This window comes from Mycobacterium kyorinense, from assembly GCF_002101735.1.
Taxonomy (GTDB): domain Bacteria; phylum Actinomycetota; class Actinomycetes; order Mycobacteriales; family Mycobacteriaceae; genus Mycobacterium; species Mycobacterium kyorinense.
This window is the reverse complement of the sequence record NZ_LQPE01000038.1, coordinates 110,835-126,564: the sequence shown is the minus strand read 5'-3', so window position 1 is coordinate 126,564 and position 15,730 is coordinate 110,835. Positions and strand designations below refer to the sequence as shown.

Here is a 15,730-nt window from a genome sequence, read left to right as displayed (position 1 = left end):
GGTGCCATCCGGTTGGCGGGCTGACCCGACGCTTAAAGTCGACGGTATGCAGTCGTGGCCTTCGGTACCGCCGCCGGCGCTGCCGGGACGAGGGCCGGAGCTACGGCTCTACGACACCTCCGACCGCCAAGTTCGCCCGGTGGCCGCCGGACCCACGGCCAGCATGTACGTCTGCGGCATCACCCCGTATGACGCCACGCATCTCGGGCATGCCGCCACGTATCTGGCATTCGACCTGATCCACCGGCTGTGGCTGGATCTCGGGCACGACGTGCACTACGTGCAGAACGTCACCGACGTCGACGACCCGCTGTTCGAGCGGGCCGAACGCGACGGGGTCGACTGGCGTGACCTCGCGGCGCGGGAGGTCACGCTGTTCCGCGACGACATGGCGGCGCTGCGGGTGTTGCCGCCGCGCGAGTACGTCGCGGCGACCGAGGCCATCGAAGAGGTCGTCGAACTCGTCGAGAAGATGCTGGCGTCGGGGGCGGCCTACCTTGTCGACGGCGACTATCCCGACGTCTACTTCCGCGCCGACGCCACACTGCAATTCGGCTATGAGTCCGGCTACGACCGCGACACCATGCTGGCCTTGTTCGCCGAACGCGGCGGCGACCCGGACCGGCCCGGCAAAACGGACCCGCTCGACGCGCTGATGTGGCGGGCCGCCCGCCCGGGCGAGCCCAGTTGGGACTCGCCTTTCGGCCCCGGCCGGCCGGGCTGGCATGTGGAGTGCGCGGCGATCGCGCTCAGCCGCATCGGCACCGGGCTGGACATCCAGGGCGGCGGCACCGACCTGATCTTCCCGCATCACGAGTTCACCGCCGCGCACGCCGAATGTGTCAGCGGCGAGCGGCGTTTCGCCCGCCACTACGTGCACGCCGGCATGATCGGCTGGGACGGCCACAAGATGTCCAAAAGCCGCGGCAACCTGGTGCTGGTGTCGGCGCTGCGCGCCCAGGGTGTCGAGCCGTCGGCGGTCCGGCTGGGGCTTTTGGCCGGGCATTACCGTGCCGACCGCTACTGGACCACCCAGTTGCTCGACGAGGCCACAGCGCGGCTGCACCGGTGGCGGTCTGCGACCGCGCTGTCGGCCGGCCCGGACGCCGCCGACACCATCGCTCGGCTGCGCCATTATCTGGCCGACGATTTGGATACCCCGAAAGCCCTTGCCGCCGTTGACGGTTGGGTCACCGACGCGCTCGACTACGGCGGCCACGACGCCGCCGCGCCGCAGGCGGTGGCGACCGCGGTGGACGCCTTGCTCGGCGTGCAGCTTTAGCGCTCGCCGTGGCTGCGTCAGAGCTTGATGTGGGGCCGCGTCGGCGCGAGGGCTCGGGCGGCGATGAGCGCGGTCACGGTGGTGGCTTGGAAGTACAGGCCGACATCTTTGAGGCCCCAGTGGATCGACACCAATGTCGCGGCCCCGGCTACGCACAGCAGCGCGCCGATTACCCGGCCGCGCCCGGCGGTCTTGACGGGCGCGGCGCGGTCCCAGCCTGGCAGAGGGTTGTTTTCCAAGGGCCGTAGTGCGATGAACAGGGTTGCGACGACGCCGGCCATCAGCAGCAGCTGCGCGACGGTGACCACGGCGAAATGGGGCTGGCCGGGGTAGCGGGGCAGGCCGAGCTCGTCGAAGAGCAGATGGATGCCCAGCAGTGCGGGGATATGCCACAAATAGAGCGTCATGGCACCGGAATTGCCGAGCGCTGTCCACCACCACACGCGTGGCCGCTGCGCCCACCGGCTGATCGCCGGGGCGGCGGCGATCGCCACGAGGCTCAGCACGATGGAGTGGCCGGCCATCAGCAGCGACGGTGGGCTGGTGTTGGACAGGTGGTGGTCGCCGGTGCCGACCATGCTCACCTGGTACGGCCCCCACCACACCAGGGCGGCGTTCACCGCGAACACCGCGGCAGCGACCATGAGGGCGGTGCGGCCGGTGAGCAGCTGGCGGCGGTAGGCGACGCCGAACATGGCCGGGATCAACCAGACCGCGAGGTTCAGATAGCCGAGCGAGGTTGCGGCAGGCCAATGCAGCCGGACGACGTCGATGACGGCGATGGCCCCGTAGACGGCGGTCACAGCGGCGGCCAGGCGGGCGGTGGTCGTGATCCGGTACAGCGCTGGCATGGCGGCGAGCACTAACACGTAGGCGCCGAGGAACCACAGCGCCTGGGTGCTGACACCGGCGATCGGGTCGTAGACGTGTTGGGGCAGAACAAGATGCAGGGCGGTCAGCGCGATCGCCCAGAACCCGAGGTAGTAGAACACCGGCCGGAACAGTCGCGTGCAACGTGTCATCAGCCAGTTGCCCCAGTTCGTGCCGGGCTGCCAGGACGTCAGGCATGCGGCGGCGCCGGCGAAGAAGAACAGCGGCATGATCTGGAAGACCCACGTCAAGGCTTGGAATACAACGGATTTGGTGAGCAGGTTGTCCCAGATGAGCACGCCGCCGCGGATGGTGCTGATCGCCATGACGGTGTGGCCGGCAACTACTGCGATCAGCGACGTGATGCGGATGACGTCTAGTGCGCGGTCGCGCCCGGCCGGGGTGGCGGCCGCCAGCTCGTCGGGTGTGGGAAGTCCAGTCAACGTTGTCATGGTGTGTTCAGATTCCTTTCGGTGAAGCGGTTTTCGCGGTGGTGAGTCAGTGTTGGAGACTGCGGTCGCGCTGGGCCAGGGAGCGGGCGTAACCGGTGCCCATGGCGAGCAGCACCAGGCCCACGACGATGAAGGCGGTCACCCGGAAGATGCCGTCGAGAGTGCCCAGATCGAACAGGAACAGCTTGGCCGTGGCTGCTGCGGTCAGCGCCAGAGCGCCGATCACCGCGATCGCCCGCCTCTGGTTCGACACTCGGCGCGCGTAGCCGAAAAGCGTGGCGGCCATGGCGATCCAGCAGATCGTGGCCGCCATGTGCCCGGCCAGGAACCCGTCGCTGGTGCCGCCGATCAGGACGCCGGCGGTCACGGTGAACATGGTGACGGCGTAGACGAGTTGCGCTGCGCCGGCGATGGCCAGCAGCCGGGTGAGGTCGGGATCGCGTGCGTCGATCAGGGTGTGCACCGGCGCCATGGCCGCCACATAGGCGATCACCAGCAGGCTGGTGACCAGCGTGGCGACCGCGACCGAGGTCGGCACCGTGGTGCCCGTCAACAGGTTGCCCGGCGGGGCGTAGTGCAGGTATGCGGCCAGGCCGAAAAAGCCGAATCCTGCTGCCACCCAACGGGCGATCGCGTCGCGCCGGCCCGCGACCGCGACAACGATGGCCATCGCCAGCAGCACTGGCGCTTCGAGGTAGCCGTTGAACGCGGTGGTGACTGCGATGAGCGCCGACGCTGCGGACAGCACTGACCAGACCTGCACGACGATGCGGGGCAGTTCGCGGCCCAGCACGACCAGTGCGAGCAGGCCCGCGGCGAGGCTGGCGGTCAACAGCGTGGCCAGCACGCGGTCGACCGCCACGCCGCAGGCCAGCACCGGCAGGGTTCCCACCGCCGCCAAAACAGCGAGCGCGGTCGTGTTGGTGATGGTGGACGCGAGCGCGAGCCCGGACACGATGGCCAGCAGCGCGGCCAGGCCGCAGGCCACGCCCACCAGCCACGGGTCGTCGGCGCCGATCGTGGCAAGGGCGATCAGCGCAGGCACGGTGGGGGCGGCGATGCGCGCGGCGTACATCCAGATCCAGTCCTTGCCCCACTGCACCGCCAGGGCCGCCACCGACAGGGCGAGCATGAAACCGATGACCATGAGATCGACGCCGTGCGTGATGGCGGGCGCCAGGCCGATCAACGGGACGACTACCAGCAATCCGAGGTGTTCGGAGTCCCACCTCCGCGCCAGAGCCAGGCCTGCACCGCCCACGGCGGCGGCGATCGCCAGCCCGGCCGCGGCCGGCACCCAGCGGTAGATCGTGGTCACGGCGATGACGTCGAGGTAGCCAGTCGCAATACCGGTGGCGGCCAGCGCGATCGCGCCGACGCGCCCACCCGGCCGGCTGTGCAGCCGGGCGCCGACCGTCACTAGTGCGACCGCAAGCGCGCCGCCGCCGGCCACCCTGATCTGCGGGCTCAGCAGGCCGGCCTTGGCGGCTAAAACCAGCAGCAGCACGACACCGACCAACGTGACGGCCACCCCGGCGACCGCGAGGATCTTGCCGATCAGAGCCGAATCCGGGAGCCGCCACTCCCGCGGCTCCCACGGTGTGCGGGTGCTCGGCGGCAGCCAGCCCGGTGGCGGCGGTGGTTCTGTGCGCTGCGCCTGCGCCGGCCGGGTAGCGGCGGGCGGTGGTGTGGACCGGGGCTTGGCCGGGGCTGGTGGTGTCGCCGGCGAGGTGAGTGCGGGCGCGACCGGGGACGGCGTCGGGGCAGGCGTCGACTGCGGGCCGGCCGCCCACGACGCGAAGTAGCGGTCGAGTTCGGCCAGGTCCGTCGAGACTCGTGACATCTGCCGCGAGATCGACTCGAAGTCAGCAGACAATCGGGTGATAACGACATGCGGATCGGTCATAGCTGCCACGATCGCGGGCAACCGATCGAAATGGATGAGTAGAACTACCTGATTTCAGCCCGCTATTCGTGCAAGCCGTGCTCGATGGCGTAGCGGGTCAACTCCACCCGGTTAGCGACCTGAAGCTTACGGAAAGTCGCCTGAACATGGTTTTCCACCGTGCGGTGACTCAACGACAGCCTGCCGGCGATCTGCTTGGCGGACAGCCCCTTTGCGACTAAACGCAATACCTCGGTCTCCCGCTCCGTCAGCGCCGGAGTGGCCGGGCCCGCCTGCGGAGCGCGTTGCAGGCGGCGATACTCACCCAACACCAGCCCCGCCAAACCGGGAGTGAACACCGCCCGGCCCGCCGCGGTGGCGCGCACCGCCTGCGCGAGCTCGGCGCTCGATGCGCTCTTGACCAGATACCCCAGCGCGCCGGCCTTCACCGCCTGCAAGACATCGTCACGCTCGTCGGAGGCCGACAGCACCAGCACCCGTGAAGACGGCGAGACCTCCAGCACCGCGGTGGTGGCTTGCACGCCGTCGCCGTCGGCGAGCCGCATGTCCATCAGTACAACGTCGGGTTTGACCACCGCGGCGCGCCGCCGCGCCGAGGCCACGCCGTCGGCGGTAGCGACCACGGTGAAGCCGCCCTCGGCGAGGTCGCGGGCCACCGCGTCACGCCAGATCGGATGGTCGTCGACCACCATCACCGTCAACGACGCCTGTTCAGCCACCATGTTGTTCCGCCCGTGGGACCGTGAGCTCCCATTCGGTGCCCGCGCCGACATCGGTGCTCAGACGCGCGCTGCCGCCCAGCGCGGCCAGGCGTCCGACGATGGATTTCGAGATCCCGACATGTCCTTGCCGGGCCGCCTCGTCGAGGCGGCCGACGGGAATGCCCACACCATCGTCGCGGACACTGACGGTCACCGCGTCCCCCAGATCCTCCAGCAGCACGAACGCCCGGGCATCCGGACCCGCATGAAAGCGCACGTTGTCCAGCGCGTTGCCGACCGCCGCGTCGAGCTCGTCAGCCACATGCCGCACCAGCGGCACCGGCGTGGCCGGCAAGCTGATCGACACCCGCTCGTCTTGCCTGCGGGTCAACAGGGTGCGGATGTCGACCGTTGTCGCGTCGCCGTCGCGCGGCAAGTCCGCCGAGGCCACCAGCCGGCGCAACGCCCGTTCCTGTTCACCCGCCAAATCCGCCAGTTCGGCGGCGTCGCCACCGATCTCGCGGCCACGTTTGGATACCAGCGCCAGCACCTGGATCACACCGTCATGAACATGACGCGACAGGCGTTCGCGTTCCTCGACCGCGACCGACAGCCGGATCGCCTGCTGCAGCTCCTCGTGGGCACGCCGAGCAGTCTGTGCGGCCATGCCAATGGCCAACCCGAGCGCGATCTCGACAATGAGGGTGGCGTTATGGGTCATGTCCAGGGTGAAGTAATTTTTTACGGCGAAATTGGTTGCCATCACGGCCATTCCCGTCACCATGCCGCCGGCAGGGCCGAACAGCAACGCCGCAGAAATCGTCGGATTGGTCGCCCATAACGTCGTGGGCCACGTCTGGTTGTCCGACGCCCACTGCGCCGACGCCACAACCCTGTTCGAGCACATCAACACGACCACGACCACGATCTCGGCGAGCACCCACGCCGGCCGCCGCCCAAACCCCTGCAGATAAGCGACCGCGCACACCACGCCGAACCCGAGTAGAACCGCGCACAACACCCACGCCAGCGCGGGCCGGCGCAAATCGGCATTGATCGCGACCTGAAACCCCAACGCATACAGGCAACTCAGCAGACGAAAGACCTGCGCCGCCCGCCACAGCGGCGCGACCGGATCACTGCGGCTGGACATCATCGGGCCGTGCCTCATCTTGTCGAGTCGCCGCAAATTGCTACTAGCGCCCGTAGCCCGGACGTCGGCGCCGCAGGTAGCGCTCGAACTCGGCCGCCAGCGCGTCGCCGTCGATCTTGCCCAGCGCCTCGTGCATGTCGACCTCGGCGTCGCCGCGCTGCTCCAACGAGGCCACGTACTCGGCGATTTCGTCGTCCTCGGCGGTCATCTCGCTGACCGCCTGCTCCCACTCCTCGGCCTGCGCCGGCAGGTCGCCCAGCGGCACCTCGATGTCGAGCACATCCTCGACGCGGCGCAGCAGCGCCACCGTCGCCTTTGGGTTGGGCGGCTGCGACACGTAGTGCGGCACCGCCGCCCAGAACGTGACCGCGGGGATGCCCGCGGCCACGCAGGCGTCCTGGAACACCCCGGCGATGCCCGTCGGCCCCTCATAGCGAGTCTCCTGCAGCCCGAAGCGGCGCGCCGACTCCGGCGAGTACGCCGCGCCGGACACCGGCACCGGCCGGGTGTGCGGCGTGTCGGCCAGCAATGCGCCCAGGATCACCACGGTGTCGACGTTGAGTTTGTCGGCGATGGCCAGCAGCTCGGCACAGAAGGTGCGCCAGCGCATGTTGGGCTCCACGCCGTTCATCAGGACGATGTCGCGGTCGCTGCCGGGCGGTCGGCAGTGCGAAATCCGCATCGACGGCCACACCAGCTCCCGAGTGACGCCGTCGACCTGGCGGATCACCGGCCGGTTGACCTGGTAGTCGTAGTAGGCCTCGTCGTCGATCTCGACAATCGGCTCGGCCTCCCAGATGGCGTCCAGGTGCTCCAGGGCATCGCTGGCCGCGTCGCCGGCGTCGTTCCAGCCCTCGAACGCGGCCACGACGATCGTGTTGTGCAGTTCAGGCAGCCTGTCGCTGGTATCCGGCGAGGTCACGAACTCAGCCTAAAGCCTGTGGGAAGCTGGCGACGTGGCGACAAACCGACCCAAATTGATAGACGGGCTATGCTTGTGGGGATGACTTCCACCGGGTCGAGCTGAGCCGGGCGTCCAGATGTCGGGTGCCGACGTAGACTTCTCACCGTCGAGAGGCGTTGCAACGGATTTTTAGGGGCCACGCCCCCTGGTATCCGCCACGCTCGGCAGAGTCAAGGACGCCTTCCGCTACGGAAGGAACGTACGTGAACGCTTTCGCGCCGAATATCCGCCCCGACTGCACCGACGAACTGACCGCTGCCCTGCGCCAGCGGATCATGGTGATCGACGGCGCGATGGGCACGGCGATCCAGCGGGACCGGCCGGACGAGGCCGGCTACCGCGGCGACCGGTTCACGGAATGGCCGACGGCTCTTCAGGGCAACAATGACCTGCTCACATTGACGCAGCCGCAGATCATCGAGGGGATCCACCGCGAGTACCTCGAGGCGGGCGCCGACATCATCGAGACCAACACGTTCAACTCGAACGCGATCTCGCTGTCCGACTACGACATGGCGGACCTCAGCTACGAACTGAACTACGCCGGCGCAGCTCTGGCCCGCAAGGCCGCCGACGAGTTCGGCACCCCGTCCAAGCCCCGCTACGTCGCCGGCGCCATCGGGCCGACTACGCGGACCGCGTCGATCTCGCCGGACGTCAACGACCCCGGAGCCCGCAACATCTCCTACGACCAGCTGGTCGCCGCCTACCTCGAAGCCGCCAACGGTCTGGTCGACGGTGGTGCCGACCTGCTCATCATCGAGACGATCTTCGACTCGCTCAACGCCAAGGCGGCGGTGTTCGCCGTCGAGACGCTGTTCGAGGACCGCGGACGCCGCTGGCCGGTGATCATCTCCGGGACCATCACCGACGCCTCCGGGCGGACGTTGTCCGGTCAGGTCACCGAAGCCTTCTGGAACTCGATCAGGCACGCGAAACCTATTGCGGTGGGCCTCAACTGCGCCCTGGGCGCGCCGGAGATGCGGCCCTACATCGCCGAGATGTCGCGGATCGCAGACACTTTCGTCTCCTGTTACCCGAATGCCGGCCTGCCCAACGCGTTCGGCGAGTACGACGAGACCCCGGAGCGTCAGGCTGGCTACATCGCCGACTTCGCCGAGGCCGGTTTGGTCAACCTGGTCGGCGGTTGCTGCGGGACCGCGCCGCCGCACATCGCCGAGATCGCCAAGGTGGTCGACGGCAAGCCGCCGCGGGAGGTGCCGCAAATCCCGGTCGCCACCCGGCTGGCGGGGCTGGAACCGCTCAACATCACCGACGACTCCCTGTTCGTGAACATCGGTGAGCGCACCAACATCACCGGGTCCGCCCGGTTCCGCAACCTGATCAAGGCCGAGGACTACGACACCGCACTGTCGGTCGCCCTGCAGCAGGTCGAGGCCGGCGCTCAGGTCATCGACATCAACATGGACGAAGGCATGATCGACGGCGTCGCCGCGATGGACCGCTTCACCAAGCTGATCGCGGCCGAGCCGGACATCAGCCGCGTCCCGGTGATGATCGACTCCTCGAAGTGGGAGGTCATCGAGGCCGGCCTGAAAAACGTGCAGGGCAAGCCGATCGTCAACTCGATCTCGATGAAGGAGGGCGAGGAGAAGTTCGTCCGCGAGGCGCGGCTGTGCCGCAAGTACGGCGCCGCCGTCGTCGTGATGGCCTTCGACGAACAGGGGCAGGCCGACAACCTGGAACGGCGCAAACAGATCTGCGGGCGCGCCTACCGGATTCTGACCGAACAGGTCGGCTTCCCGCCGGAGGACATCATTTTCGACCCGAACTGCTTCGCGTTGGCGACCGGTATCGAGGAGCACGCCACCTACGGGATCGACTTCATCGAGGCGTGCGCCTGGATCAAGGAGAACCTGCCCGGGGTGCACATCTCCGGCGGCATCTCCAACGTCTCGTTCTCGTTCCGCGGCAACAACCCTGTCCGCGAGGCCATCCACGCGGTGTTCCTGTTCCACGCCATCAAGGCGGGCCTGGACATGGGCATTGTCAACGCGGGCGCGCTGGTGCCCTACGACTCGATCGACCCCGAGTTGCGCGAGCGCATCGAGGACGTCGTGCTGAACCGCCGCCCGGACGCGGCCGAACGGCTGCTGGAGATCGCCGAGCGGTTCAACAAGTCGGAAAAGACCGACGATGCGGCGGCGGCCGAGTGGCGCGGCTTGCCGGTCCGCGAGCGGATCACGCACGCCTTGGTCAAGGGCATCGACGCCCACGTCGACGAGGACACCGAGGAACTGCGGGCCGAGATCGCCGCCGCGGGTGGGCGGCCGATCGAGGTGATCGAGGGCCCGCTGATGGACGGCATGAACGTCGTCGGCGACCTCTTCGGCTCCGGCAAGATGTTCCTGCCCCAGGTCGTGAAGTCGGCCCGGGTGATGAAGAAGGCCGTCGCCTACCTGCTACCGTTCATCGAGGCGGAGAAGCAGCCGGGTGACTCCAAGGACACCAACGGCACGATCGTGATGGCGACCGTGAAGGGCGACGTCCACGATATCGGCAAGAACATCGTCGGAGTTGTGTTGCAGTGCAACAACTTCGAAGTGATCGACCTTGGGGTGATGGTGCCCGCCGAGAAGATCCTCGCCGCGGCGAACGAGCACGACGCCGACATCATCGGGCTGTCCGGCCTGATCACCCCGTCGTTGGACGAGATGGTCAACTTCGCCGCCGAGATGGAACGCGAGGGGATGAAGATCCCGCTGCTGATCGGTGGCGCGACCACCTCGCGCGCTCACACGGCCGTGAAGATATCGCCGCGGTGTAGCGGTCCGGTGGTCTGGGTCAAGGACGCGTCCCGCTCGGTGCCGGTGGCTGCTGCGCTCCTCGACGACAAGCAGCGTCCGGCCCTGCTGGAGGCCACCGAGAAGGACTACGCGTCGCTGCGCGAACGGCATTCGCAAAAGAACGAGCGGCCGATGCTGACGCTGGAGAAAGCCCGCGCCAACCGGACGCCGATCGAGTGGGACGGCTACACGCCGCCGGTGCCGGCAATGGGTCTGGGAATACGGGAATTTCACGACTACGATCTGGCCGAGTTGCGCGAGTACATCGACTGGCAGCCGTTCTTCAACGCCTGGGAGATGAAGGGCCGCTTCCCCGACATCCTCAACAACCCGGCCACCGGCGAGGCGGCCCGCAAGCTGTACGACGATGCCCAGGAGATGCTGGACACCCTGATAAAGGAGAAGTGGCTGACGGCCAACGGGGTGATCGGGTTCTTCCCGGCGAACGCCGTCGGTGACGACATCGAGGTCTACACCGACGACACCCGTACCGAGGTGCGCACCACGTTGCACAATCTGCGTCAGCAGGGCGAGCACCGGGAGGGCATCCCGAACCGCTCGCTGGGGGACTACATCGCCCCCAAAGAAACCGGCGTCCGGGACTACGTCGGCGCCTTCGCCGTCACCGCGGGGCTCGGCAGCCAGGAAAAGATCGCGGAGTTCAAGGCCGCCCTCGACGACTACAGCGCGATCCTGCTGGAGTCGATCGCCGACCGGCTGGCTGAGGCGTTCGCCGAGCGGATGCACCAGCGGGTCCGCAAGGAGTTCTGGGGATACCAGCCCGACGAGCACCTGGACAACGACGCACTCATCGACGAGAAGTACGTGGGAATCCGCCCTGCGCCCGGCTATCCGGCCTGCCCGGAGCACACCGAGAAGGCGACGCTGTGGAAGTTGCTGGACGTGAAGGAGCGGACCGGCATCGAGCTGACCGAGTCGATGGCGATGTGGCCCGGCGCCGCCGTCAGCGGCTGGTACTTCTCGCACCCGCAGTCGCAGTACTTCGTGGTCGGCCGGATGGCCCAGGACCAGGTCGCCGACTACGCGAAGCGCAAGGGCTGGACCCTCAAGGAAGCCGAGCGCTGGCTGAGCTCCAACCTCGCCTACAACCCGGAGGACTGAGGCCGGCGTTGAGCGGCATGCACGCAACGTGGTGGCTTCCCCCGACCGAGGCGTTGAAGAATCTGCGCGCCACATTGGGACTGCTTGCCGACTCACGTGGGCTTAGTCGCATCCGTTTTCTCGGCGCGGCCGAGCGGATTGGCTTGATAGCGGCGCTGCGCAGGCCGGCGACCGTCGACGAACTCGGCCGCACCCTGAGCATCGGCGACGTCGACTTGCTCACGGGATTGCTGGACGTCGGTGTCGCGATCGGTGAGCTGCGATGCCGCAAAGGTCGATATTCCTTGAAAGGCAACCGGATCCGCGCGTTGGCGTCGCACGACGGCGAGTGTCTTCGCGGGTTCACTGCGGAGCTGGCCGACTATCGCGGCGACGTCTACCGCGACCTGCCGGCGCGGCTACGGACCGGCGAACGCGGTCAATACCTCGAGGAATACGACGAGGTGGTCGCACGGGGTTCGCGGCTGGTCGAACCATTCATCGCCCGGTTCGTCCGTCGAGTCGTCGAAGACCAATCCCCTCACATGATGCTTGAAATCGGTTGTGGCACAGGCATCTACGTCCGGCACGCGGCGGAGGCGTGCCCGCGGTTGTCCGTGGTCGTCATCGACCTGTCGGAGCGCGTCGTGGCGCTGGCGAAGGCCAACCTGGCTGCCTGGGGACTGGCCGATCGCTGTGCGGTACTGCACGCCGACATTCGCGACTCGGACCTTGCGGAGCTCGCCGGCCCGTTCGATCTGATCACGTTGCACAACAACATCTACTACTTCCCGCCGGCGGAGTGGCGGACCTTGTTTGCGGAGCTGCGACGACGCCTTGCCCCAACCGGCCGGCTGGTACTGACCTCGATGTTCGCCGGAAGTTCGCTGTCGGCAGCCGAATTGGATCTCGTGTTGCGCGCGACGGCGGGTTGTTGGCCACTACCGCAACGCGGCGAACTCGTCGACGCGCTCACCCACGCGGGGTACGGCGACGTCGCGTTTCACCGTCTGCTCGTCACCGATCCGCTGTTCGGCGTCGTCGCCGAGCGCTAACCGCGGCCCAGGCGCGTCAGGTAGGCCTGCGCCGCTGCTCGGGACTCGGGATCGCCCAGCGCGGTGACCAGCGAGTCGGCGTCGTTCCAGGCGCGGGCGGTGCCGACCATGCCTTCGGTGACGGCGTTGGTGTGCCGCTTGGTGGCGGTCAAGGTCAGCGCCGACTTGTCGACCAGCACGCCGACCAGTTCGCCGACCGCGGCGTCGAGCTCGGCGGCGGGCACCACGCTGTTCAAAAAGCCCGCCGTCAACGCCTCCGCGGCGCCGAACGGGCGGCAGGTCATTACCAGCTCCTTGGTCCGGGCCGGGCCGATCTCGCGCACCAGTCGGGGGATACCGCCCCAGGCCAGCGGGATGCCCAGGTCGACCTCGGGAATCGAGAAGCGGGTGTCGTCCGCGGCGATCCGCAGATCGCAGGCCGCGGCCAGCACCACCGCGCCGCCGACGCAGTGGCCGTGGATCCGGGCGACGGTCACCGCCCGCATCGCCTCGATCGCGTCGGCCATCCGCCGCCCGGCGTCGGCCGCCTCACGCGGCGGCGGCCCGCCCTCGGCAGTGAACGACGCGAGGTCGGCGCCGGCGCTGAACGCTCGGCCCCGCCCAGAGATCACCACCACCTTCACACTGGGCTGGGTGTCGAGCTGGCGCGCGGCGGCCACCAACTCGGTCAGGGTAGTAGTGGACAGCGGGTTCAGCTTGTCCGGTCGGTTCAGCGTGATGGTCGCCCGGGCGCCGTCGACGGCGACCTCGATCTCGGAGAACTTCATGCCACACCGTACGTTGGAAACTCGTGGGAAACGACGTGACCGCCCGTGCTGTTCGATTCGCGTCGGTGGCCGCGATCGGTGGGCTGCTGTTCGGCTACGACGTGTCCGTGACCAACGGCGCGGTGAGGGCGCTGCAGGCCGACTTCCAGATCGGCAACGTCGTCCTTGGGTTCGCGGCGGCCTCGGGACTGCTCGGGGCGGCGGCGGGAGCGACGATCGCCGGACGCATCGCCGACCGCACCGGCCGCCTGGCGATGATGCGGCTGGCCGCTGCGCTGGTCTTCGCCTGCGGGCTGGGTACCGGGCTGGCGAGCAGCATCTGGATGTTCATCGCCTTTCACATCGTGGGTGGTCTGGGCATCGGCGTCGCATCGGTGATCGGGCCGGCATACATCGCCGAGATATCGCCGCCAGACATCCGCGGCCGGCTCGGCTCGTTGCAGCAGCTTGCGATCGTGTCCGGCATCTTTTTGTCGCTGGCGGTGAATTGGCTGCCGTTTCACATCGCGGGCGGCTCGCGCGGCGAACTGTGGCTGGGCATGGCCGCTTGGCGCTGGACATTCATCGGAGAAATGATTCCAGCGCTGGTCTACGGTTTGCTGGCGTTCACCATCCCCGAATCACCGCGGTATCTCATTGCCTCACAGCGGGTTCCGCAAGCCCGCCAAGTGCTCTCGTTGCTGCTCGACGAACGCGACGTGGCTCCCACCGTGAACCGGATCGTCGAGACGCTGCAGCGCGAAACACCGCCGTCTTGGCGTGACTTGCGCAAGCCGACCGGCGGCCTGTACGGGATCGTGTGGGTGGGGCTGGGGGTGGCCTGTTTTCAGCAGCTCGTCGGCATCACGGTGATCTTCTTCTACTCCGATGTGCTGTGGGAGCACGTGGGCTTCGGTGAGGGGTGGTCGTTCACGATCGCTTTGGCCACCTCGGTGGTCAACGTGATCATCACCCTGATCGCCATCGCGTTGATCGACAAGGTCGGCCGCAAGCCGTTGTTGCTGGCGGGTTCGGCGGGCATGGCCGTGATGCTGGCCACAATGACCATTGTCTTCGCCAGCGCGCCGGTCATCGACGGCAAGCCGCACCTCGCCGGCGCGTCGGCGGTGGTTGCCTTGGTCGCCGCGAACCTGTTCGTCGTCGCGTTCGGCGTGTCGTGGGGCCCGATCCTGTGGGTGCTGCTGGGCGAGATGTTCCCCAACCGGATCCGGGCGGCCGCGGCGGGACTGGCGGCCACCGCGCAGTGGATCACCAACGCCACAGTCGCCGTGACCTTCCCGGCACTGCGGCACATGCTCGGCTTCGCCTACGGCTTCTACACGCTGTGCGCGGTGCTGTCGTTCGTGTTCGTGTGGCGCTGGGTGCGCGAGACCAACGGCGTGGCGCTGGAAGACATGCACGCCGAGTTACTGCACGACTAACCCCCTCTGCCGCGAGCGTGCATGGTTGTACGTCGATCTGCCGTGCAGAGCGTCATTTTGTGCACGCTCGCGGGGAGGTGGCGCGAAATTGCCGTGACTTTGCTGACCGGCGCATGAAACAATCGCTGGCCGTGAAGACGTTCGAAGATCTGTTCGCCGAACTCGGCGAGCGCGCCCGCACCAGGCCGCCCGGCAGCGGCACGGTGGCCGCGCTCGACAGCGGGGTGCACGCCGTCGGCAAGAAGATCCTCGAAGAGGCCGGCGAAGTGTGGCTGGCGGCCGAACACGAGCCCGACGACGCTCTCGCCGAGGAGATCAGCCAATTGCTGTACTGGACGCAGGTGCTGATGATCGCGCGGGGGCTCTCGCTCGACGACGTGTATCGGAAGCTGTGATGCTGCGCGTCGCCGTCCCCAACAAGGGAGCACTCAGTGAGCCGGCCGCCGAGATCCTCGCCGAGGCCGGATACCGTCGTCGCACCGATCCCAAGGACCTGACCGTCCTCGACCCGGTGAACAACGTCGAGTTCTTCTTCCTGCGCCCCAAGGACATCGCGATCTATGTCGGGTCGGGGGATCTCGACTTCGGGATCACCGGCCGGGATTTGGCCCGCGAGTCCGAGGCGCCGGTGGCCGAACGGTTGTCGCTGGGGTTCGGGTCGTCGAGTTTCCGGTACGCGGCGCCGGCCGGTCGTGACTGGACCACCGCCGATCTGGCAGGCCGGCGGATCGCCACCGCCTACCCGAACCTGGTGCGAAAAGACTTGGCGGCCAAGGGAATCAAAGCCACGGTGATCCGGCTCGACGGCGCGGTGGAGATCTCGGTGCAACTGGGAGTGGCCGATGCCATCGCCGACGTGGTGGGTTCGGGCCGAACCCTGAGCCTGCACGACTTGGTGGCTTTCGGTGAGCCGCTGTGTGATTCGGAGGCGGTGCTCATCGAGCGAGCCGACGCCGGCGAGCATCCCAGTGCCGCCCGCGACCAGCTGGTGGCCCGGGTGCAGGGTGTGGTGTTCGGTCAGCAGTATCTGATGCTGGACTACGACTGCCCGCGTTCGGTCCTCGACAACGCCACGTCGATCACGCCGGGGCTGGAGTCGCCGACGATCGCCCCGCTGGCCGACCCGGATTGGGTGGCGGTTCGCGCGTTGGTGCCCCGCCGCGACGTCAACGCGATCATGGACGAGCTCGCCGCGATCGGGGCCAAGGCGATCCTGGCCTCCGACATCAGGTTCTGCCGATTCTGACCGCG

The 15,730-nt window shown here is 67.9% G+C and carries 12 protein-coding genes; 6 read left to right on the top strand and 6 right to left on the bottom strand.

What is annotated here, in order from left to right; genetic code table 11:
- Positions 1–46 precede the first annotated feature (46 nt).
- Complete coding sequence (gene mshC, locus AWC14_RS07215; RefSeq protein WP_045379529.1) at positions 47–1,282, top strand: cysteine--1-D-myo-inosityl 2-amino-2-deoxy-alpha-D-glucopyranoside ligase; 1,236 nt, start codon at positions 47–49, stop codon at positions 1,280–1,282.
- A 17-nt stretch (positions 1,283–1,299) separates the two neighbouring features.
- Here the strand turns inward: mshC and AWC14_RS07210 are convergent, their stop codons facing one another.
- From AWC14_RS07210 to AWC14_RS07190, 5 genes are all read right to left on the bottom strand, one after another.
- Positions 1,300–2,604 carry an acyltransferase family protein gene (locus AWC14_RS07210; RefSeq protein ID WP_045379526.1) on the bottom strand — a complete coding sequence of 435 codons (1,305 nt, stop codon included), beginning with the start codon at positions 2,602–2,604 and terminating at the stop codon, positions 1,300–1,302.
- 46 nt (positions 2,605–2,650) lie between these two features.
- Positions 2,651–4,510: a DUF2339 domain-containing protein gene (locus AWC14_RS07205; RefSeq protein ID WP_057003117.1), complete on the bottom strand. Its 1,860-nt coding sequence runs from the start codon at positions 4,508–4,510 to the stop codon at positions 2,651–2,653.
- 62 nt (positions 4,511–4,572) lie between these two features.
- Positions 4,573–5,232, bottom strand: a complete 660-nt coding sequence (locus tag AWC14_RS07200) for a response regulator (RefSeq protein ID WP_045379523.1) — start codon at positions 5,230–5,232, stop codon at positions 4,573–4,575.
- Positions 5,222–6,364, bottom strand: coding sequence for a MacS family sensor histidine kinase (gene macS, locus AWC14_RS07195; RefSeq protein ID WP_142281598.1), 1,143 nt, complete (start codon positions 6,362–6,364; stop codon positions 5,222–5,224). The genes AWC14_RS07200 and macS overlap by 11 nt, the downstream gene beginning before the upstream one ends.
- A gap of 43 nt (positions 6,365–6,407) precedes the next feature.
- Positions 6,408–7,286, bottom strand: coding sequence for a PAC2 family protein (locus AWC14_RS07190; protein WP_193393795.1), 879 nt, complete (start codon positions 7,284–7,286; stop codon positions 6,408–6,410).
- 245 nt (positions 7,287–7,531) lie between these two features.
- On the opposite strand from AWC14_RS07190, the gene metH reads away from it, so the two are divergent.
- Together metH and AWC14_RS07180 are read left to right on the top strand one after the other, a co-directional pair.
- Positions 7,532–11,257 (top strand): methionine synthase, encoded by a 3,726-nt coding sequence (gene metH, locus AWC14_RS07185; RefSeq protein ID WP_057003118.1) that lies wholly within the window; start codon positions 7,532–7,534, stop codon positions 11,255–11,257.
- Positions 11,258–11,274: 17 nt separating this feature from the next.
- The gene (locus AWC14_RS07180; protein WP_052425598.1) at positions 11,275–12,291 is read left to right on the top strand and encodes an SAM-dependent methyltransferase; all 1,017 of its coding nucleotides are present in this window, start codon (positions 11,275–11,277) and stop codon (positions 12,289–12,291) included.
- Here the strand turns inward: AWC14_RS07180 and AWC14_RS07175 are convergent.
- Positions 12,288–13,058: an enoyl-CoA hydratase/isomerase family protein gene (locus AWC14_RS07175; RefSeq protein ID WP_045379517.1), complete on the bottom strand. Its 771-nt coding sequence runs from the start codon at positions 13,056–13,058 to the stop codon at positions 12,288–12,290. The two genes, AWC14_RS07180 and AWC14_RS07175, sit on opposite strands and share 4 nt — an antisense overlap.
- A 23-nt stretch (positions 13,059–13,081) precedes the next feature.
- On the opposite strand from AWC14_RS07175, the gene AWC14_RS07170 reads away from it, so the two are divergent.
- From AWC14_RS07170 to hisG, 3 genes are all read left to right on the top strand, one after another.
- On the top strand, positions 13,082–14,479 hold the full coding sequence (locus tag AWC14_RS07170; RefSeq protein ID WP_057003119.1) for a sugar porter family MFS transporter: 1,398 nt from the start codon (positions 13,082–13,084) through the stop codon (positions 14,477–14,479).
- A 113-nt stretch (positions 14,480–14,592) separates the two neighbouring features.
- Entirely contained in the window at positions 14,593–14,874 is a 282-nt protein-coding gene (locus AWC14_RS07165) for a phosphoribosyl-ATP diphosphatase (RefSeq protein WP_045379514.1), read from the top strand.
- Positions 14,874–15,725: an ATP phosphoribosyltransferase gene (gene hisG / locus AWC14_RS07160; RefSeq protein ID WP_045379512.1), complete on the top strand. Its 852-nt coding sequence runs from the start codon at positions 14,874–14,876 to the stop codon at positions 15,723–15,725. The genes AWC14_RS07165 and hisG overlap by 1 nt, the downstream gene beginning before the upstream one ends.
- The last annotated feature ends 5 nt before the right edge of the window (positions 15,726–15,730 follow it).